Annotated in this window: 18 protein-coding genes; 16 read left to right on the forward strand and 2 right to left on the reverse strand. The window is 73.4% G+C overall.

Annotated elements, in window-relative coordinates:
- Positions 1-11 precede the first annotated feature (11 nt).
- Positions 12-1556, reverse strand: a complete 1545-nt coding sequence (locus ACIBBD_RS24540) for an IucA/IucC family protein (RefSeq protein ID WP_399421651.1) — start codon at positions 1554-1556, stop codon at positions 12-14.
- Between the two features lie 74 nt (positions 1557-1630).
- Between ACIBBD_RS24540 and ACIBBD_RS24545 the strand changes: the two genes are divergently transcribed.
- Together ACIBBD_RS24545 and ACIBBD_RS24550 are read left to right on the forward strand one after the other, a co-directional pair.
- Positions 1631-3184, forward strand: coding sequence for an IucA/IucC family protein (locus ACIBBD_RS24545; RefSeq protein ID WP_399421652.1), 1554 nt, complete (start codon positions 1631-1633; stop codon positions 3182-3184).
- A 60-nt stretch (positions 3185-3244) separates the two neighbouring features.
- Positions 3245-4207 carry a polysaccharide pyruvyl transferase family protein gene (locus ACIBBD_RS24550; RefSeq protein WP_399421653.1) on the forward strand — a complete coding sequence of 321 codons (963 nt, stop codon included), beginning with the start codon at positions 3245-3247 and terminating at the stop codon, positions 4205-4207.
- Positions 4208-4476: 269 nt separating this feature from the next.
- On the opposite strand, the gene ACIBBD_RS24555 is transcribed toward ACIBBD_RS24550, so the two are convergent.
- Positions 4477-5721, reverse strand: a complete 1245-nt coding sequence (locus ACIBBD_RS24555; RefSeq protein ID WP_399421772.1) for a PP2C family protein-serine/threonine phosphatase — start codon at positions 5719-5721, stop codon at positions 4477-4479.
- 412 nt (positions 5722-6133) lie between these two features.
- Here ACIBBD_RS24555 and ACIBBD_RS24560 point away from each other — a divergent pair, with 412 nt between their 5' ends.
- The 14 genes from ACIBBD_RS24560 to ACIBBD_RS24625 all read left to right on the forward strand — a co-directional run bounded on the left by ACIBBD_RS24560 (position 6134) and on the right by ACIBBD_RS24625 (position 18950).
- Positions 6134-7012 carry a hypothetical protein gene (locus ACIBBD_RS24560; RefSeq protein ID WP_399421654.1) on the forward strand — a complete coding sequence of 293 codons (879 nt, stop codon included), beginning with the start codon at positions 6134-6136 and terminating at the stop codon, positions 7010-7012.
- Between the two features lie 973 nt (positions 7013-7985).
- A complete protein-coding gene (locus ACIBBD_RS24565; protein WP_399421655.1) occupies positions 7986-8312 on the forward strand; it encodes a TcmI family type II polyketide cyclase in 327 nt (108 codons plus the stop codon).
- Positions 8309-9589 (forward strand): beta-ketoacyl-[acyl-carrier-protein] synthase family protein, encoded by a 1281-nt coding sequence (locus ACIBBD_RS24570; RefSeq protein WP_399421656.1) that lies wholly within the window; start codon positions 8309-8311, stop codon positions 9587-9589. The genes ACIBBD_RS24565 and ACIBBD_RS24570 overlap by 4 nt, the downstream gene beginning before the upstream one ends.
- Positions 9586-10827 carry a ketosynthase chain-length factor gene (locus ACIBBD_RS24575; protein ID WP_399421657.1) on the forward strand — a complete coding sequence of 414 codons (1242 nt, stop codon included), beginning with the start codon at positions 9586-9588 and terminating at the stop codon, positions 10825-10827. Before ACIBBD_RS24570 ends, ACIBBD_RS24575 begins: the two co-directional genes overlap by 4 nt.
- A gap of 31 nt (positions 10828-10858) precedes the next feature.
- Positions 10859-11128: an acyl carrier protein gene (locus tag ACIBBD_RS24580; RefSeq protein ID WP_399421658.1), complete on the forward strand. Its 270-nt coding sequence runs from the start codon at positions 10859-10861 to the stop codon at positions 11126-11128.
- A gap of 130 nt (positions 11129-11258) precedes the next feature.
- Entirely contained in the window at positions 11259-12044 is a 786-nt protein-coding gene (gene fabG / locus ACIBBD_RS24585) for a 3-oxoacyl-ACP reductase FabG (RefSeq protein WP_399421659.1), read from the forward strand.
- A gap of 21 nt (positions 12045-12065) precedes the next feature.
- Positions 12066-13001, forward strand: a complete 936-nt coding sequence (locus tag ACIBBD_RS24590) for an aromatase/cyclase (RefSeq protein ID WP_399421660.1) — start codon at positions 12066-12068, stop codon at positions 12999-13001.
- Positions 13002-13003: 2 nt separating this feature from the next.
- Positions 13004-14494, forward strand: a complete 1491-nt coding sequence (locus ACIBBD_RS24595) for an FAD-dependent monooxygenase (protein WP_399421661.1) — start codon at positions 13004-13006, stop codon at positions 14492-14494.
- Positions 14495-14513: 19 nt separating this feature from the next.
- The gene (locus ACIBBD_RS24600) at positions 14514-14696 is read left to right on the forward strand and encodes a hypothetical protein (RefSeq protein ID WP_399421662.1); all 183 of its coding nucleotides are present in this window, start codon (positions 14514-14516) and stop codon (positions 14694-14696) included.
- Between the two features lie 5 nt (positions 14697-14701).
- On the forward strand, positions 14702-14884 hold the full coding sequence (locus tag ACIBBD_RS24605; protein ID WP_399421663.1) for an acyl-CoA carboxylase subunit epsilon: 183 nt from the start codon (positions 14702-14704) through the stop codon (positions 14882-14884).
- A 93-nt stretch (positions 14885-14977) separates the two neighbouring features.
- Positions 14978-15613: an NAD(P)-dependent oxidoreductase gene (locus ACIBBD_RS24610; protein ID WP_399421664.1), complete on the forward strand. Its 636-nt coding sequence runs from the start codon at positions 14978-14980 to the stop codon at positions 15611-15613.
- A gap of 27 nt (positions 15614-15640) precedes the next feature.
- Positions 15641-17137, forward strand: a complete 1497-nt coding sequence (locus ACIBBD_RS24615) for an FAD-dependent monooxygenase (protein ID WP_399421665.1) — start codon at positions 15641-15643, stop codon at positions 17135-17137.
- Positions 17138-17155: 18 nt separating this feature from the next.
- Entirely contained in the window at positions 17156-17668 is a 513-nt protein-coding gene (locus tag ACIBBD_RS24620; protein ID WP_399421666.1) for a nuclear transport factor 2 family protein, read from the forward strand.
- Positions 17669-17678: 10 nt separating this feature from the next.
- Positions 17679-18950, forward strand: coding sequence for a nucleotide disphospho-sugar-binding domain-containing protein (locus ACIBBD_RS24625; protein WP_399421668.1), 1272 nt, complete (start codon positions 17679-17681; stop codon positions 18948-18950).
- Position 18951: the final 1 nt, after the last annotated feature.

The following is an 18951-nucleotide window of genomic DNA, read 5'->3' on the forward strand; positions in this document are numbered from 1 at the left end:
TCCACGCCTCGTCAACCCTCCTTCTCCACCAGGGGATTGGCCAGCTCCGTCCACTGGTCCCCGGCCACCCCCGGCGACAGGCGCATCAGCGTCAGCGCCTTCACCGGCAGCGGCTCCTCGCACAGCGCGGCGAGATCCGCGGTGCGCGGCACCTCCCGTACGGCCGCCGCCAGCGCCTCCCGCAGCGCCTCCCGGCTCCCGGCCACCCCCGCCAGCGCGCCCGCCACCAGCGAGCCGAACAGCTTGCGGCGCAGCGCCGTCACGTCGTCGGTGAGGATGCGCTCCGGCAGCTCTGGTGCCGGCAGCCCGTGGTGGGCCAGCCGCGCCGGGCTGACGCGGATGTCGGCGAGGTCCCGGTAGACCAGCCGCAGCGGGGCGCCCGACGCCGACAGCACCACCAGCAGGTTCTGCCCGTGCGCCTCCAGCGCCACGCCCAGCTCCAGCAGCCGCAGCCCGACGGTCAGCGCGAGGCGCGCGAACCCGGCCGGCCAGCCGGCGCGGGCGGGCAGTCCGGTGGTGGCGAGGGCGGCCACCGGGACGACCTGCTCGCCCGGCCCGGCGTGAACGGCCGGCGACTCGCGCAACACCGCCGCCAGGTCGGGGGAGCGGGCGGTGACCGCGCCCAGCGTCCGGGTCACGTGCAGCAGGCCGTCCGTCCGCGCCGCCAGCGTCTCCCCGAACGCCGACAGGGCCGCGGAGGCGGTGACCGACCCGACGGAGATGTCCCGCACCGAGGAGGTCAGCCGGGTGCTCAACGCGGTCTTCACATGCGGCCCGTCCGGCACCGCGAGCGTGCGCAGCGACATCAGCGGATGCGCCGCGAGCTCCTCCCCGCACGACCGCTTCAGCACGTGCCGCGCCTGCCACGGGTGCACCGGGACGACCAGCCGCTCCCCGTCCCGCAGCGCGGCCGGCCACACCCCCGACACCAGGCACTCGCTCGCCGGCACCGGCAGCAGCCCCAGCCGCACCGCGGGCGGGCGGTGCTCCGGCGCGTACGCCAGCTGCTCGGCGACCGAGAAGCCCGGCCGGGCACGGCAGTTGGGGTGGTACGGGTGCCCGTCGACCACCCGCTGCTCCCACTCCCAGTCCCGCGCGGGCCACTCGTCCGTGTGACGGCCGGAGAACTGCCCGGCCCGGGACAGCGCCAACGACGCCGCGCTGTGCGCCAGTTCGGCCGCGAAATCCCCGCCGTGCGGCACCGCGAGATCCGCCATCAGCCGCGCCGGATCGTCGTACACCACCCCGGCCGGCGCCACCCCGGCCCGTGCCCTCTCGACCAGGCGTACGGCGGTCACGTAGCCGTCGGTCGCGAACGGGTCGGCCAGCGGGCCGTGCAGGCGGCGGCCGTCCCGGAGGTGCAGCACCAGGTCCTCCCGGCCCGGCTCACGGCGCGCGATCCACGGCAGCGGTTCATGGGCGAGCGCCCGCCACAGCCGCGTCAGCACGGCCGCGCGGGCACCCGGCAGCGCGGACGCGAACCGCGGACCGAGCGCGGGGCGCACGGTGGCGAGTTCCGCGGCCAGCTCGGCCTCGGCGGTGGGGGGACGGTGCACGGGCGGTCTCCTCGGGTACGAGTAGGTCGTCAGGGCGGGCCACGACGGCAGCGATACTGATCGTCTCCGCCCGAATGAACCGTAGGGAACGAGTACGACGCGTGGACCTCATCCCCCCGCCCGCCGCGGCCGTGGCGCCCGCCGGCCCCACCGCACACCCCGGCGTCGACGGTCTCGCCGACGCCCACGCGGCCGCGCCGCTGCTGAACTGCCTGCTGCGGGAGGTGGCCGAACCGCTGCCGCAGCACGCCGGACGGCTCGTGCACCGGCTGCCCTCCGGCCGCCTGCTGCGGGTCCGGGGCGCCCGGCGCCCCGCCGAGCCCGAGGTGTACGCGGCCGGCGCCTGGCACCGCCTCGACCACACCGCCCTCGTCACCCTCGTGACCGAGGAGCTGCGCCGGCACACCGGCCACGCCAACCACGACCTCCCCGCCGAGATGCTCGACAGCCGGGAAGCGGTCGCCGCCCTGCTCACCGCACGCGCGCGTGCCACCCCGCCCGACGACCCCTACCTGCGCTCCGAACAGTCCCTCGTCACCGGCCACCCCCACCACCCCGCCCCCAAGGCGCGCGGCGGTGGCCCCGCCGCCGCCTGGCTGCCGTACGCCCCCGAGGCGCACGCCCGCTTCCCGCTCGTCCTGCTCGGCCTGCGCGAGGACCTGGTCGTCGAGGAGGGCGACACCCGCGCGCTCGACGCCCTCGGCGAGGCCCCGCCCGGCTACCGGCTGCTGCCCGCCCACCCCTGGCAGCTCGACCTGGCGCGCCCCGCGCTCACGCCCGCCTTCGCCGACGGCCGCCTGGTCCGGCTCGGCGCGACCGCGTTCGAGGCCTGGCCGACGGCCGCCGTCCGCACGCTGTACGCACCCGGGCCGGACCTGTTCCTGAAGTTCAGCCTCGACGTGCGCATCACCAACGACATCCGCCGGCTGTGGCGCCACGACCTGCTGAGACTGCGCCGGACCGACGCCGCGGTCACGCGGGCCTTCGCGGCGGCCGACGGCCCGGCCGCCTGGCTCGGCGACCGCGGCTACCGCACCGCCGCGTTCGCCTTCGAGGAGCTGGCCGTGCTGGTCCGCGACGGCCTGCGCGACCACGTCCTGCCCGGCGCGACCCCGCTGCTCGCCGCGAGCCTCGTCGAGGACGGCACCGACAGCCCCCTGGCCCGGGCGGCCGACCCGGAGGCCTGGTGGGAGGCGTACCTGGCCGCCGTCGTGCCCCCCGCGCTGGCGGCCTTCGCCGACCACGGCGTCGTCCTCGAGGCGCACCTGCAGAACACGCTGGTCGCCGTCGACGCCGACGGCCTCCCGGTACAGGCCGTGTTCCGGGATGCCGAGGGCGTCAAACTGCTCCCGGACGTGCCGCGTGCCGCCGGCTGGGAGCGGCTCGTGTACTGCCTGGTCGTCAACCACCTCACCGAGGTCGCCGCCGCCCTGGCCGAACGGCACCCCGGCCTGGACCCCTGGCCCGCCGTCGGCCGCGAGCTGCGACGCCACGACCTCCCCGAGGCGCGATCCCTGCTCACCGCGCCCACCCTCCCCGGCAAGACGAACCTGCTGCTGCGCTGGACGGGCGCGGACGGAGCCGACGCCCGCTACCTGCCCCTGCCCAACCCCCTGGCCGGTCCGTGATCCGCACCGCCCCGGCCGGGCGCCGATTGCCCCGCGCCGCGCGGGGAACCCGGTCGCACTGTGCGCGAACAACTGCTGGGAACACTCCCGGACACCCGCCGGAAACTGCTGCTGACCGGCTGGTTCAGCTTTCTGCACGGCGAGGTGACCGCCGGGGACGTGCTGGCCATGGAGCGGGTCCGGGACGTGCTGGTGGGGGCGGGCATCGCCCATGACGTCGCCTGGAGTCCAGGCTTCCGTCCCGAGGCCCTCCACCTGGTGGACGTGCGGCCCGAGGACTACTCCGCCCTCGTGTTCGTGTGCGGTCCGGTGCAGGGGTGGCAGATCGAGGAACTGCACCGGAGGTTCGCGCACTGTGTGCGGGTCGCCGTCGGGACCTCCGTCATCGCCCCGGACAGTCCCGCCGCGACCGGGTTCGACCATGTGCTGGCGCGGGACGCGTCGGACGCCGAGCCCGGCCGGGACCTGGCGGCCAGGGCGCCCGCCCTCCCGCCGCGGCCGGTCGTCGGGGTGGTCCTCACGCACGGCCAGCACGAGTACGGGCGGCAGCGGCGGCACGAACAGGTCGCCGAGCAGGTCACCCGGTGGCTGGCGGGGAAGGACTGCGCCCGCCTGGAGCTCGACACCCGGCTCGACACCCGCGACTGGCGTCTGTGCGCGACGCCCGCCCAGCTGGAGTCCGTGCTCACGCGCCTGGACCTCGTCGTCACGGACCGGCTGCACGGACTGGTCCTGGCGCTGCGCGCGGGTGTCCCGGCGCTGGCCGTCGACCCGGTGGCGGGCGGGGCGAAGGTCACCGCCCAGGCGCGGGCCTGCGCGTGGCCGGCGCTGGTGCCCGCGGAGCGGCTGGACGGGCGTGAGCTGCAACGCTGGTGGCACTGGTGCCTGACCTCCGGGCGGGTGACCGCGCGGCAGATCGCCGCCGAGTTCCGGGAGGGCGTCGTCCGGGACGGCGCCGACCGCCTCGTGGAGGTGCTGCAAACGCGTCTCGCCGGCCACGGGCCGGTGGGCCGCAACGCTTGAGCGGGAAGGGTGCGCCGCGTCCCGCCCGGAGCGCGCCGCGTCCCGCCGGACCCGCGGCAGGACCTGCGGAAGGCCGCGCGGAGGGACCCGCGGAGGGACCCGCCGCGGGACCCGTGGAAGGACCCGCCGCGGGACCCGTGGAAGGACCCGCCGCGGGACCCGTGGAAGGACCCGCCGAGGCGCGCGGCCCGAGCCCGCGACGGGCGCTGCCGTACGGGCGATCCGCACGGGCCCCTCCGGACGCCCCCGTGGCGGACGCCGAACGCCGTTCAGCCGTCGACCACGGGGCCGGGGACTCCCGCCAGGGGAGCGGCGTCCGCCATGGCATCGGCCCGGGGGCCGAGCCATTCGCACAGCAGGATGGTGGCGTCGTCCTGGAGCCGGTTGCCGTGGTGGCCCAGATGGGCGCGGATGAGGCGGCGGAGGGTCTCGGGGACCGAGAGGCCGTCGGTGTGGTGGCGGACCAGGAAGTCGACGAAGCGGGTGAGCCCGAACTCCTCACCACCGAGGGTCCGGGCCTCGGTGATGCCGTCCGTGTAGAGGACGAGGCGGTCACCGGGCTGGAGCTGCTCGCGGCAGACCGTGGTGGGCAGATGCAGGTCGGCGCCCATGGGATGCGCGGGCGCACAGTGCAGGAGGCTGGCCCAGCGTCCGTCGCGGATCACGACGGGGGGAAGATGGCCGCGGTTCACCCAGGTCAGCGTGCCGGTGGAGGTGTCGAGGTCGGCGAGGACACCGGTGACGTACCGGCTGGCGCCGAACTGGTCCAGCAGCACCCGCTCGATGGCGTCGCCGAGGTCGCCCAGGTCGGTTCCCTGCCTGCGGTGGTTGCGGCAGGCGCCCACGGCGAGGTTGGCGGTGAGGCCGGCCGAGGTGTCGTGCCCCATGGCGTCGAAGACCGACAGATGGACGACGTCGGCGGCGGTGGCGTAGTCGTAGGCGTCCCCGCTCACCTCGTACGCGGGCTCCATCACGGCGCCGATGATCACCCGGTGGTCGGCGTAGGTGCGGGGCGGCATGAGGGTCCACTGCATCTCCGCGGCGACGTTCATGGGCCTGTTCCGGGTCAGACGGGCGTACGAGTCACTGGTGTCCCGGCTCCCGACCACCAGCATCGCCACCAGGGAGGCCAGGGCCAGCATGTCCTCACGGACCTCCTTGCCGTCCTCCGCGGGGGACGCCATGTACAGCACCCCGAGGCGTTCGGTGCCGTCCAGGAGCGGCACCCACCATCCGTGCAGCCCGTCCCCGGTGTCGGCGGCGGGCACGATGCTCCCGTACTGGTAGGCCCGTCCGGCGACCGTGCCCTCCACCGACAGCACCGCCCTGCCCTCCGGCGCGCCCCCGGCGGCGTCCGGTCCCTCCCCGGTGAGTAGGCGCAGGACGTCGCGCTGCAGGTCCCCCAGGTAGATGAGGACCTCGGAGAAGCCGGCCGTGGCCGCGTGCCGCGCCACCCGCGAGGGCAGGTTCTCGAACGGCATCACGTGACTCTCGTCCAACAGCCCCGTCAGCATGTGCCGCACCGCGCTGTCCCGCTCTGTCACGAGACACCTCCTCACGCCTCACCCGTCCCCCCACCACGCCCGGATACGTCTACCCCGCTCACCCCTGACAGACCCGGCGGTCGGGCATATGCCGGGCGGAGACCGGCCGACGGGCCCGGCGGCGCCGTACGGCCCGGCGCCGCCGTGCTCGTCCCCCCACGGTATCCCCGTCCGGCTGAAAATCGCGCGCCCCGCCGTCCGAAATGCGGCGGGCGTCGACCGTACCGAGCCGATCGACATATGCAGGACAGCTCCTCAGGGAAAGGGAAAGCCTGCTACAGAGAATTGACATGGAGCCGGCCTTTCCTTGCCTGCCGTGGAATCCGCGAAATACATTCGCCCCACTCGAGACGGGGGCAACATGACACGCACATTCAACGAAATGACACGAACGCCCTATGCGGTGGCGGACCTCGCGGAATGCGAGGGCGCGGCATGCCGCGGCACAGGCGAGGCAGCGGGGCGTCGACGCGACGTCGCCGTCGCCGGAACCCGGCTCTGCTCGGCCTGCGCCCGGCACCTGACCGGCAACCTGACGCGGCTGCCCCGCCTGTACGACGAGTGCGGACTGCTTCTCGGGGGCTCCGACGGGCCACGCGACCGTACGTCCGGCGGCGGCTCGATTCCCGGGCTCCCCTTCAACACCGCGGCGGCCGAGGCCCGCTCCGTGATCGTCGGCGTACTGCGTTCCTGGGCCGGACTGGTCGTCGCGGAGCGGGTCGTCGCCGCGCCCCGGGACACGGTGGCCGGCGTCGCCGAGTTCCTGATCCGGCACGCCGGGTGGCTGGCTGCCCACGAAGCCGCAGGTGAGCTCTCCGGGGAAGTGGCGCGAGCGGTACGCCGGGCGGGGTATGTGATCGACCCCTCCCCCGGCCGGGGCATGCGGGCCGGGACGTGCGCCGTGGCGGGCTGCACGGGCGGGCTGACGGCCGTGGCGCGCGTCGACCGGACCGATCCGCCGGTCGAGATCAGATGCGCCGCGGTTCCCTCCCACCGCTGGTCCGCGCAGGAGTGGATGACGCTGAGCCGCGGCGCGTCGGCGGACCGGACCGAGCGGCCGGCCGACCCTGCGCCCCCGTCGTCACCGGTGCGGTGGCTGAGTGCCCGGGACATCTCCCTGCTGTGGTCGATTCCCTCCGGCAGCGTGTACCGCCATGCCAGCGAACAGCGGTGGCGGCGGCGCACCGGCAAGGGCCGCACCTTCTACCACGGCGAGGATGTCCTGCGGTCCCTCGGAACGCGCACCGGCGGCCGCTCCTGACGGACGGGTCCTCCGGGAGCGAGCGGGCACGGCCTCGGGGCCGTGCCCGCTCTGTTTTTTCGCGGATATTCGGGCGTGCGCGAAACTGCGTCGCATCCGCACCCTGGTCAGGTAAAACCGCCGTGTCCGCACAGAGTGACTTGACCATTCTCTGACTCAGCCCTGTCGCAGCTTTGAGGGAGTGGAGTTGACATCCTCCGGTTCTTCGAAGAAGCTCATCACTAACTTCCTCAGCACTGTGTCGATGCGCCGACCGGGATAATCGACGGTCAGTTTCGAGGAATACTTTTCGAGTGCGTGACCGCCGACTGCGGAAGACTTCGCGCACATCCGTCCGCCGCCCGGCGGCAGACACGAACTCCGGTCAGCGGAACGCGGTGAACCGGCGCTGGAAGCCTTCCGCCCCTGTGCGGCGCCGCCCGGGAACCACCGCTCGCCACACACCACGGGAGCGGCCCGTGACGGCGAGCGGTGGACGGTGACCACCAGGGCCCGCCTTCCTCCGCGGCGGGGACGTGCGGCCGCTGCGCGACGTACTGGCCGAGCCGATCAGGCGGGAGGAACCGGCCGTCACCCGGCCGGCACGGTGAGCGGTCCGGACATCCGCCGCGACGTCGGCCCAGGCGGCCGTCCACTGCTTCGACCGCACATGCCGACCCGGAGTGGGACACCCGCGGCCGGAACACCGGCCGCACCAGGAACCGCACGCACGGGCGGGGCGTTTCGCTCGACCCGGAGGACAGCGCCGTCCTCCGCGACCGGGCGCCGGGGCGGCCCGGCCTGTGGGCATCGTGACCGCGGCTCCCCACGGGCCGCAGCCCGGCAACCCGCTCACCGGCACACCGGCCGTCCTCGGCCGTCGGCGAAGGGCACGCGGCCCGGGCCGTGAGCGGCCGCCGTCAAGGACCTGCCCACAGCGCTCGAGCGCTGGTCAGGCCCTCCCGGATCTGATCGTCCAGACAAGGAGATGTGGATGCACAGCACGTTGATCGTGGCTCGGATGGAACCCCACTCGGCCGCGGAGGTCGCGCGTCTCTTCGGTGCGTTCGACGGCACGGAGATGCCCCACCGGATGGGAACCAGGCGCCGGCAGCTCTTCTCGTACCGCGGCCTGTACTTCCACCTGCAGGACTTCGACGGCGAGGACGGTGGCGAGCGCATCGAGGAGGCGAAGACCGACTCCCGGTTCGTCACCATCAGCAACGACCTCAAACCGTTCATCACCGCCTACGACCCGGCCACCTGGCGCTCTCCCGCTGACGCCATGGCGGAGCGCTTCTACCACTGGACCGCGCAGTGAGCGCGCCGCATGGCCGGCGGGTCGTCATCACCGGGATCGGGGTCACCGCGCCCGGTGGCGTGGGCGTCAAGAACTTCTGGAGTCTGCTGACGGACGGCCGAACCGCCACCCGCCGCATCAGCTTCTTCGACCCGGCCCCGTTCCGCTCCCAGGTCGCCGCCGAGGTCGACTTCGACGCCGAACTCCTCGGGCTGAGCAGCCAGCAGATCCGGCGGATGGACCGGGCCGCGCAGTTCGCCGTGGTGACGGCGCGCGAGGCGGTGACGGACAGCGGACTGGACGTCACCGCCCTCGATCCGCACCGCACCGGCGTGACGATCGGCAGCGCGGTCGGCGCCACCATGGGGCTGGACGAGGAGTACCGCACGGTCAGCGACAGCGGCCGGCTCGAACTCGTCGACCACACCTACGCCGTGCCGCACCTCTACAACTACCTGGTACCCAGCTCCTTCGCCGCCGAGGTGGCGTGGTCCGTGGGCGCCGAGGGCCCCGCCACGGTGGTCTCCACCGGCTGCACCTCCGGGCTGGACGCGGTGGGCTACGCCACCGAGCTGATCCGTGAGGGCTCGGCCGACGTCATGGTGGCCGGCGCGTCGGACGCTCCCATCTCACCGATCACACTGGCGTGCTTCGACGCGATCAAGGCGACCACGTCGCGCAACGACGATCCGGAGCACGCCTCCCGTCCCTTCGACCGCACCCGCAACGGATTCGTCCTGGGCGAGGGGGCGGCCGTCTTCGTCCTGGAGGAACTGGACAGCGCCAGACGCCGCGGAGCGCACGTCTACGCGGAGGTCGCCGGCTATGCCACGCGCAGCAACGCCTTCCACATGACGGGTCTGCGGCCCGACGGCCGGGAGATGGCCGAGGCCATCCGGGTCGCCCTGGACGAGGCCCGGCTCAACCCGGACGGCGTCGACTACGTCAACGCGCACGGCTCGGGCACCAAGCAGAACGACCGGCACGAGACCGCCGCTTTCAAGCGCAGCCTGGGCGAGCACGCCTACCAGGTGCCCGTCAGCTCGATCAAGTCGATGGTGGGTCACTCGCTGGGCGCCATCGGTTCGATCGAGATCGCGGCCAGCGTGCTCGCGATGGAACACGGTGTGGTGCCGCCGACCGCCAACCTGCACACGCCCGACCCCGAGTGCGACCTGGACTACGTGCCGCTGACGGCGCGTGACTGGCGGACCGACGCCGTGCTCTCGGTGGGCAGCGGCTTCGGCGGTTTCCAGAGCGCGATGGTGCTGGCCCGTCCGGAGAGGAGCGCGGCATGAGTGACGCCGCCGTGAGGACCGTGGTCACCGGTCTGGGCGTGGCCGCCCCCAACGGCTGCGGCTCGGACGAGTACTGGGCGGCGGTCCGCAAGGGGATCAGCGGCATCGGCCGTGTCTCGCGCTTCGACCCCGCGCAGTACCCGGCCCGGCTGGCGGGGGAGATCGACGACTTCGTCGCCGAGGACCACTTGCCGGGGCGGCTGCTGCCGCAGACGGACCGGATGACCCGGATCGCTCTGGCGACCGCGGACTGGGCGCTCGCCGACGCGGGCGTCGACCCGCAGGAGTCGTCCGACTACGACATGGGCGTGATCACGGCCAGCTCGTCGGGCGGGTTCGAGTTCGGTCAGCGGGAGCTGCAGGCGCTGTGGAGCAAGGGCAGCCGTCACGTGAGCGCCTACCAGTCCTTCGCCTGGTTCTACGCGGTCAACAGCGGCCAGATCTCCATCCGCAACGGTATGCGCGGCCCGAGCGGTGTGGTCGTCAGCGACCAGGCGGGCGGGCTCGACGCGATCGCTCAGGCCCGGCGTCAGATCCGCAAGGGCACCGGGCTGGTGATGTCGGGAGCCGTCGACGCCTCGATCTGCCCGTGGGGCTGGGTCGCCCAGATGGCAGGCGGCCGGCTGAGCACGAGCGAGGACCCGGAGCGGGCGTATCTGCCCTTCGACCCGGCCGCGCGCGGACATGTGCCGGGGGAGGGCGGGGCGCTGCTGGTCCTCGAGGATCTGGCGAGTGCCCGTGCCCGGGGGGCCCGTGAGATCTACGGAGAGATCGCCGGATACGGCTCCACCCTGGACCCCCGGCCGGGCAGCGGCCGTCCCCCCGGACTGGCCAGGGCGATCGAACTGGCGCTGGCCGACGCGGGTGTCGCCCCGGAGGAGATCGACGTGGTGTTCGCCGACGCGGCCGCCGTCCCCGAGCTGGACCGTGTCGAGGCCGAGGCGATCTGCCGGGTGTTCGGTCCGCGGGCGGTGCCGGTCACCGCGCCCAAGACCATGACCGGACGCCTCTACTCGGGCGCCGCACCGCTGGACGTGGCCGCCGCGTTCCTGGCCATGCGGGACGGAGTGATCCCGCCCTCCATCGGCGTCACCCCCGACCCCGCGTACGACCTGGACCTGGTCGTCGACGAGGAGCGCGCCGCGACGGTCCGCTCCGCCCTGGTGATCGCCCGCGGCCACGGCGGCTTCAACTCCGCGCTGGTGGCACGCGCCGTCCAGCCCGGCCCCGCACAGTGACCGCTCCACCAAGATGAAAGGACAGCCCTTCATGTCTGCTCGCGAGTTCACCGTCGACGACCTCAAGCGCATCCTGCGCGAGGGTGCCGGCGCGGACGAAGGCGTCGACCTCGACGGAGAGATCCTCGACACCGACTTCGAGTCGCTCGGCTACGAGTCGTTGGCCATGCTGGAGACCGGCAGCCGAATAGAACGCGAGTTCGGTGTGATGCTGGACGACGACACGCTGACCGATGCCAGGACGCCCCGCGCCCTGATCGACGCCGTCAACGGCGTGCTGGTGCCGTCCGTCGCCCTCTGACCCCCCGACCGCGCCGCCGGCCCCGGTCCCCCGCGGGGTCGGCGGCGCACCCACCGCACTGCACGCCCGTGCCCGGCCGTGCCACGGCCGGCGTGCCCGGCGTCACCCACCGACGCAGTCAGGAGACAGCATGACGGAGCAGGAACCCAAGGTCGCCATCGTCACCGGTGCCACCAGCGGCATCGGCCTGGAGGCAGCCAGGCTGCTGGCCCGCCAGGGCCACCGCGTGTTCCTCTGTGCCCGTACGGAGGACAGCGTCACCCGTACCGTCAAGGAGCTGGTCGACGAGGGACTCGACGTCGACGGCGCCCCCTGTGACGTCCGCTCCGCGACGGACATCCACCGCTTCGTGCAGCAGGCCGTCGACCGCTTCGGCCCGATCGACGTGCTGGTCAACAACGCGGGCCGGTCCGGTGGCGGGGTCACCGCCGACATCGCCGACGAGCTCTGGTTCGACGTCATCAACACCAACCTCAACAGCGTGTTCCTGATGACCCGTGAGGTGCTCAACACCGGCGGCATGCGCCACAAGAACCGCGGCCGGATCATCAACATCGCCTCCACCGCCGGAAAACAGGGCGTGGTGCTCGGTGCCCCGTACTCCGCCTCCAAGCACGGCGTCGTCGGCTTCACCAAGGCGCTCGGCAACGAACTGGGCCCGACCGGGATCACCGTGAACGCCGTCTGCCCCGGCTATGTCGAGACCCCGATGGCGCAACGCGTCCGCCAGGGCTACGCGGCCGCCTACGACACGAGCGAGGAGGCCATCCTCCAGAAGTTCGAGGCGAAGATCCCGCTGGGCCGTTACTCCACCCCCGAGGAGGTCGCGGGTCTGGTCGGCTACCTGGCCTCCGACACCGCCGCCTCCATCACCGCGCAGGCACTGAACGTCTGCGGCGGCCTGGGCAACTTCTGACACTCGCGGAGAAGAGAACCTATGACGAACCGTCAGGTCGAGCACGAGATCACCATCGAGGCCCCGGCCGCCGCCGTCTACCGGCTGATCGCCGAGGTGGAGAACTGGCCCCGCATCTTCCCGCCGACCATCTACGTCGACCACGTCGAGCGGGGTGACGAGGAGGAGCGCATACGGATCTGGGCCACCGCCAACGGCGAGGCCAAGAACTGGACCTCGCGCCGCACCCTCGACCCGCGCGCACTGCGGATCACCTTCCGGCAGGAGGTCTCCAGCCCGCCGGTCGCCGCCATGGGCGGCACCTGGATCGTCGAGCCGCTGTCCGACTCGGCCTCCCGGGTGCGGCTGCTGCACGACTACCGGGCGGTCGACGACGACCCGGAGAGCCTGAAGTGGATCGACGAGGCCGTCGACCGCAACTCCCGCAGCGAACTCGCCTCCCTGAAGCGGAACGTCGAACTGGCCCACGACTCCGAGGAGGTCACCTTCTCCTTCGAGGACACCGTCCAGATACAGGGCCAGGCCAAGGACGTCTACGACTTCGTCAACGAGGCGGGGCTGTGGGCCGAGCGGCTCCCGCACGTGGCGAGCGTCCGCCTGGAGGAGGACACTCCGGGGTTGCAGACGCTGGAGATGGACACCCGCGCGCAGGACGGCTCCACACACACCACCAAGTCCTACCGGGTGACCTTCCCGCACCACAGGATCGCGTACAAGCAGGTCACCCTGCCCGCCCTGATGACGCTGCACACCGGGTACTGGACCTTCACGGAGAACGAGCAGGGCGTCGCCGCCTCGTCGCAGCACACCGTGGTCCTCAACACCGACAACATCGCCCGGGTGCTCGGCCCCGCGGCGAGCGTCGCGGACGCCCGTGAGTACGTCCGCAACGCGCTGAGCACCAACAGCCGCGCCACCCTCGGCCACGCGAAGGACTACGCGGAGAACAAGCGCTGACCATGGCAGCGCACTCTGTGGACACCGACGTGATCGTCGTGGGCGCCGGGCCGGTCGGGCTGATGCTCGCGGGTGAGCTCCGGCTCGGCGGAGTGGACGTGATGCTCCTGGAGCGCCTGGCGGCTCCCACCACCGAATCGCGGGCCTCGACCCTGCACGCCCGCACCATGGAGATCTTCGACCAGCGAGGACTGCTCGACGCGTTGGGGACGGTGCCCCACGACCTGGTCGGACACTTCGGCGGGATCCGCCTCGATTTCAGCGGGCTGGACAGCCCGTACCGGGGTCTGTGGAAGGTGCCGCAGGCCCGCACCGAGCACCTGCTGAGCGACTGGGCGGTCGGTCTCGGCGCGGTCGTCGGGCGCGGTCACGAACTCGTGGGCCTGCGGCAGACCGAGTCGGGGGTCGAAGCCGAGGCGGTGGGCCCCGATGGCGGGGTCCGGGTCCGGGCCGCCTACCTGGTGGGCTGCGACGGCGAGAACAGCGCCGTACGGCGGCTGGCGGGCTTCGCCTTCCCCGGCACGGACGCGACGAAGGAACTGCTCCGCGCCGACGTGGCCGGCATCGACGTGCCCGACCGCCGGTTCGAACGCCACGAGCACGGCCTGGCCATCGCCCACCGTCGGCCCGACGGGGTCACCCGGGTCATGGTGCACGAGTTCGGCAGGGCCGCCTCGGCCCGTGCCGTGGAGCCGGAGTTCGCGGAGGTCGCCGCCGCCTGGGCGAAGGTCACCGGGGAGGACATCGGCGCGGGCAGGCCGATCTGGGTGAACGCCTTCGGGAACACCCGCAGGCTGGCCGAGCGGTACCGCAGCGGCCGGGTGCTGCTCGCCGGGGACGCCGCCCACGCGCAGATGCCGGTCGGAGGCCAGGCCCTCAACCTGGGTCTGCAGGACGCCGTGAACCTGGGCTGGAAGCTGGCGGCGCAGGTGCGCGGCTGGGCGCCGACGGGCCTGCTCGACAGCTACCACGACGAGCGGCGCGCCGTGGGCCGCCGCGTGCTGGCCAACATCGAGGCGCAGGCCATGCTGCTGCTCGGCGGCGCGGAGGTGGAGCCGCTGCGCGCGACCGTGGCCGAGCTGCTCGGCCACGACGAGGTGGTCGGGCATCTGGCCGGCATGATCAGCGGCCTGGATGTCCGGTACCCCGACGGAAGCGACGCCCCGCCGCTCGTCGGCAGGGCGCCGTACGGGGAGCTGACCACCGAGACCGGCCCGTCCAGTACCGCGGAGCTGCTCCGCACCGGACGCGGGGTGCTGCTCGACCTCGCGGCCGGCCTGCCGTCGGGAGCGGCGGCCGGCTGGACGGAACGGGTCCGCACGGTATCCGCCGCGACGCCGCACGGCCCTGGGACCGGGGCCCCGTTCGAGTCCGGCGGGACGGCCGTCCGAGCGGTCCTGCTCCGCCCCGACGGTCACGTCGCATGGGTCGACGACTGCGCGACACCTCTCCATGCCGCCCTGCACCGCTGGTTCGGCACGCCGAACCCATGATCGAGGGAGAGTCCCCGCCATGAACAGGACCACGAGGAAACGACCCGGCCCGGCTCCAGCGGGACCGGGCGGTACCGGACAGGCCTGGCTCGACCAGGCGCAGGCGTCGGCCGGAGCCCGGACCGCACACCGCGGCTGCGGCGCCACCGGCCACGACCACCCCGGCCTGCCGGTGCGCAAGCACGGCGGTCCACCCCGGTGATCCGCGTGGTGAGGGGGCGCCCGACGGCCGAGGAACTGGCCGCCGTGATCACGGCCCTGCTGGCGCGCCAGGAGACCGGCTCTGGCGCGCCCGGCCGGGCGCGCCGGGCCACCGCGGGCTGGCGGCGCGTCGAGCGGGCGCCGGGTCACCCGTCGCCCCGCAGCTGGCAGTCGCCCGCCGACGCGTGAAGCGGGCCCGGCGCGGCCGCCGTCGCGCGGCGTCGGGGGTGGCGACACCCCGCAGCACCGGGAGACCGGGCAGGACCGGCTGAAGGGAAGCGTATGAAGCTCACCGTTTTCGGGGCGACCGGCGGCACCGGCACGCAGATCGTCCGCCAGGCACTGGACGCCGGTCACCGGGTGACGGCCGTCGTGCGCGATCCGGTCGCGTTGACGGTCCGTCACGAGGCACTGGAAGTGAGGGTCGCCGACGTGACCGACCCGCAGGCGCTGCGGCCGCTCCTGACCGGACAGGAGGCGGCGATCTCCGCCCTCGGCGCGCGCGGCAACGCCGGCGCGGGCATCGCGTCGGCGGCGACCGGGGCGATCATCGAGGCGGCGCAGGACTGCGGGGTGCGGCGGTTCCTCGCGGTGAGTGCCGCTCCGGTCGGCCCGGTTCCCGAAGGGGAGGGCCTGCTGATCCGTACCGTGATCCTGCCTCTGGTGTCCCGGGCGTTCCGGCCGCAGTACGACGATCTCGCGGTGATGGAGGACCTCGTCCGGGGCAGCGCCCTGGACTGGACGATCGTGCGGCCCCCACGGCTGCTGGACCGGCCACTGTCCCGGCGGTACCGCCGGGTCGTCGGCGGCAACGTGCCGAAGTCCTCTTCCGTTTCCCGGGCCGACCTCGCCCACGCCGTCCTGGCGATGGTGGACGACCCCGCGACGGTGCGGCAGCCGGTGGGCGTCGCACGCTGAGCCCACAACCTGAACAGGAGAGCTTTGATGGATGCTGCATTGGACGCCGAGGTCATCGTCGTCGGCGCCGGTCCGACCGGCCTCATGCTCGCCGGGGAACTGCGCCTCGGCGGAGTCGAGGTCATGGTGCTGGACCGGCTGACCGAACCGACCACCGAATCACGCGGACTGGGCTTCACCCCACGGACCATGGAGGTGTTCGCGCAACGCGGCCTGGTGGAGCGGTTCGGCGTGCTGGACATCCCGCTGCAGACGACCACCCGCGGGCACTTCGGCGGGCTGCCGCTGGACTTCGGGGTGTTTCCCGAGGCCCACCCGGCCGTCGTGAACCTGCCGCAGGTCCACACCGAGACGATGCTGCGCGGCTGGGTCGCGGAGCTCGGCTGCGATGTGCGCCGCGGCCACACGGTCGTCGGCCTGGCCGACACCGGCGAGACCGTGGAGGTCACGGCCCAGGGACCTGACGGACCGATGGTGCTGCGCGCGCGCTACCTGGTCGGGTGCGACGGCGGCCGCAGCACGGTCCGCGGGCTGGCCGGCTTCGACTTCCCCGGCACCCCCGCCACCCTCGAACTGTTCCTCGCCGACGTCCGAGGCTGCGACATCCGGCCACGCTTCATCGGTGAGTGGCTGCCCGGCGGGGTCGCGATGTCGGCCCCCATCGGTGACGGGGTGGACCGGATCGTGGTGTGCGAACGGGACACGCCCCCGCAGCGGCGCACCGAGCCACCGACGTTCAGCGAGGTCGCCGCCGGCTGGCAGCGGCTCACCGGAGAGGACATCAGCCACGGCGAGGCCCTGTGGGTGAGCGCCTTCGGCGACGCCACGCGACTGGCGACCGAGTACCGCAGGGGGCGGGTGCTGCTCGCCGGTGACGCCGCGCACGTCCACCTCCCGGCGGGCGGGCTCGGCATGAACACCGGCATCCAGGACGCCTTCAACCTCGGCTGGAAGCTCGCCGCCGTGGTGCGCGGCCGGGCCCCGGACACGCTGCTCGCCACCTACCACGACGAGCGGCACGCGGTGGGCAGGCGGCTGCTCAACAACACCCGCGCCCAGGGGCTGCTCTTCCTGGGCGGCACCGAGATGCAGCCGCTCCGCGACGTGCTGGGCGAGCTCACCGACCACGAGGTCGTGCACCGGCACCTGGCCGGCATGGTCAGCGGGCTGGAGATCCGCTACCCGATGGGCCCGGGCGACCACCCGCTGCTCGGACTGTGCATGCCCGACCTCGAACTCGCCGCCGAGGGAGCGACGACGACGGTCTTCCCGCTGCTGCGCGGGGGGCGCGGCCTCGTGCTGGACCTCGCCCACGACGAGTCCGTACGGCAGTCCGCGCAGCCGTGGGCCGACCGGGTGGACGTGGTGACCGCCAAGCCGGCCGCCGACTCCTCGGTGCCGCGGGTGGACGCCGTGCTGGTGCGGCCCGACGGGCACGTGGCCTGGGCCGCGCCCGGCGGGAAGGAGGGGCTGACCGACGCGCTGGACCGGTGGTTCGGCGCCCCGGCCGCCCTGGTGAGCTGAGAGCGAGGGAGGACGCACATGCCACAGGACGCGGGCGCACTGAGCCGCCTCGCCGACCGGATGGATGTCCAGGACCTGGTCGACCGCTATCTGGCCGGTCTGGACGAGGCGGAGTTCGACGACGCCTGGGCGCGGTCGGTCTTCACCGAGGACGGCAGGTTCCAGTTCCCGATGGGCGGTCACGACGGAGTGGCCGGCATGGCCGAGTTCACCGCCGCCATGATGGGCAAGTGGCGGCGGACCCACCACATGGCCGCCGGCCACTTCGTCGAGATCGACGGGGACCGGGCGCGGGTCAGGGGAAACCTGATCGCCACCCACCTGCACCTCCAGGAGGCGGCACCGCAGGACCCGCCCGGGCAGTCAGGGGCGCGGGAGACGCTCCGGGCACCCGAGCCCTTCCAGGTCGGGGACCGCTTCGAGGGCGAAGCGGTACGGACCGACGCCGGCTGGCGCTTCGCGCGGCTGGCGTTCGAGGTCGTCTGGACCCGCGGCACGCCGCCGGGACGCGTTGACATCCACGACAGCTAGGCGAATTCACATGCGGATTCTTATCGCGGTCGCACCGCTGACCGCTCATCTGTACCCCAGCATCCCGCTGGCGTGGGCGCTGCAGAGCGCCGGACACGACGTGCGGGTGGCCAGCAACACCGGTCTGGTCGAGCAGATCACCGCGGCCGGACTCACGGCGGTCGGGCTCGGCGAACGCACCTCGCCGCCCGCGCCGATCACCGACACGGAGCTGGACCGCTTCAGCGACGCGCTCGGGTTCGAGGCCGGCTCCGACTTCGACCAGCTGTGGCGGGCGACCCGCTACTACCTGGTGGCCGCGTACCGGCGATACCACCCGGACGAGGAGGGACGGCAGGAGCTCGCCGACAACCTGGTCGAGGCCGCCCGGAACTGGCAGCCGGACCTCGTGATCTGGGACCCGGCGTGTCCGGTGGGGGCGGTCGCGGCCCGCGTGTGCGGGGCCGCGTCCGCGAGGATGATGTGGGGCCCCGACTACTTCGGCTGGATCCGCAGGCGCCTGGTCGAACGCATCAACGATCCGGCGTCCGCGGTGAGCGCGGACACGGATCCGCTGGCCGCGACCCTGGCGCCGGTGTTCGGGCGGTTCGGCTACGACTTCTCCGAGGACCTGCTGTTCGGCGACTTCACCGTGGACCCGCTCCCCTCGCAGCTGCCCGGGCCCGAGGGCCTGCGCCGGGTCCCGATGCGCTGGGTGCCGTACACCGGGGCCGCCCCGGTGCCGCAGTGGCTGTCGGAACCACCGTCGCGGCCCCGGGTGTGCCTGTCGCTCGGCGTCACCGGGCGCACGGTCCACGACGGTCCGGACGCACGGGTCACGGCCGCCTTCGAGGCGGTGGCCACGATGGACGTCGAGGTGGTCGCCACGGTCGACGCCGGCCAGTTGGGCGAGGACGTCCGCATCCCCGACAACGTGCGGATGTTCGACTACGTCCCGCTCACCCAGGTCATGCCGACCTGTTCGGCGATCATCCACCACGGTGGCTTCGGCACGTTTTTCGCGGCGGCCGCGCACCGGGTGCCCCAGATGATCGTCATGGAGGAGTTGGGCAGCGCGTTGTCCAGCACCCGCTATCTGACGGCCCGGGGCGCGGGCGTGGCCCTGCCCAGTGAGGGCCTGACCGCGGCGCAGGTGGGCGACGAGCTGTCCCGGTTGCTGACCGAGCCGTCGTTCCAGCGGGGGGCCCGCGCCGTGTACGCGGACCTGACCGCCGCGCCCGGCCCCGGCGAGATCGTGCCGGTTCTGGAGCGGATGGCCGCGCAGTACCGCGCCCGGGACTGAG

Source organism: Streptomyces sp. NPDC051315 (assembly GCF_044455165.1).
Classification (GTDB): Bacteria; Actinomycetota; Actinomycetes; order Streptomycetales; family Streptomycetaceae; genus Streptomyces.

What these genes read in the sequence shown, in the direction of transcription:
- ACIBBD_RS24545 (WP_399421652.1), top strand. Translation starts at nt 1,631, where the DNA reads ATGAACCGTAGGGAACGAGTACGACGCGTGGACCTCATCCCCCCGCCC.
- ACIBBD_RS24555 (WP_399421772.1), bottom strand. Translation starts at nt 5,721, where the DNA reads ATGCTGACGGGGCTGTTGGACGAGAGTCACGTGATGCCGTTCGAGAAC.
- ACIBBD_RS24560 (WP_399421654.1), top strand. Translation starts at nt 6,134, where the DNA reads ATGACACGAACGCCCTATGCGGTGGCGGACCTCGCGGAATGCGAGGGC.
- ACIBBD_RS24565 (WP_399421655.1), top strand. Translation starts at nt 7,986, where the DNA reads ATGCACAGCACGTTGATCGTGGCTCGGATGGAACCCCACTCGGCCGCG.
- ACIBBD_RS24575 (WP_399421657.1), top strand. Translation starts at nt 9,586, where the DNA reads ATGAGTGACGCCGCCGTGAGGACCGTGGTCACCGGTCTGGGCGTGGCC.
- ACIBBD_RS24580 (WP_399421658.1), top strand. Translation starts at nt 10,859, where the DNA reads ATGTCTGCTCGCGAGTTCACCGTCGACGACCTCAAGCGCATCCTGCGC.
- fabG (WP_399421659.1), top strand. Translation starts at nt 11,259, where the DNA reads ATGACGGAGCAGGAACCCAAGGTCGCCATCGTCACCGGTGCCACCAGC.
- ACIBBD_RS24590 (WP_399421660.1), top strand. Translation starts at nt 12,066, where the DNA reads ATGACGAACCGTCAGGTCGAGCACGAGATCACCATCGAGGCCCCGGCC.
- ACIBBD_RS24595 (WP_399421661.1), top strand. Translation starts at nt 13,004, where the DNA reads ATGGCAGCGCACTCTGTGGACACCGACGTGATCGTCGTGGGCGCCGGG.
- ACIBBD_RS24600 (WP_399421662.1), top strand. Translation starts at nt 14,514, where the DNA reads ATGAACAGGACCACGAGGAAACGACCCGGCCCGGCTCCAGCGGGACCG.
- ACIBBD_RS24610 (WP_399421664.1), top strand. Translation starts at nt 14,978, where the DNA reads ATGAAGCTCACCGTTTTCGGGGCGACCGGCGGCACCGGCACGCAGATC.
- ACIBBD_RS24615 (WP_399421665.1), top strand. Translation starts at nt 15,641, where the DNA reads ATGGATGCTGCATTGGACGCCGAGGTCATCGTCGTCGGCGCCGGTCCG.
- ACIBBD_RS24620 (WP_399421666.1), top strand. Translation starts at nt 17,156, where the DNA reads ATGCCACAGGACGCGGGCGCACTGAGCCGCCTCGCCGACCGGATGGAT.
- ACIBBD_RS24625 (WP_399421668.1), top strand. Translation starts at nt 17,679, where the DNA reads ATGCGGATTCTTATCGCGGTCGCACCGCTGACCGCTCATCTGTACCCC.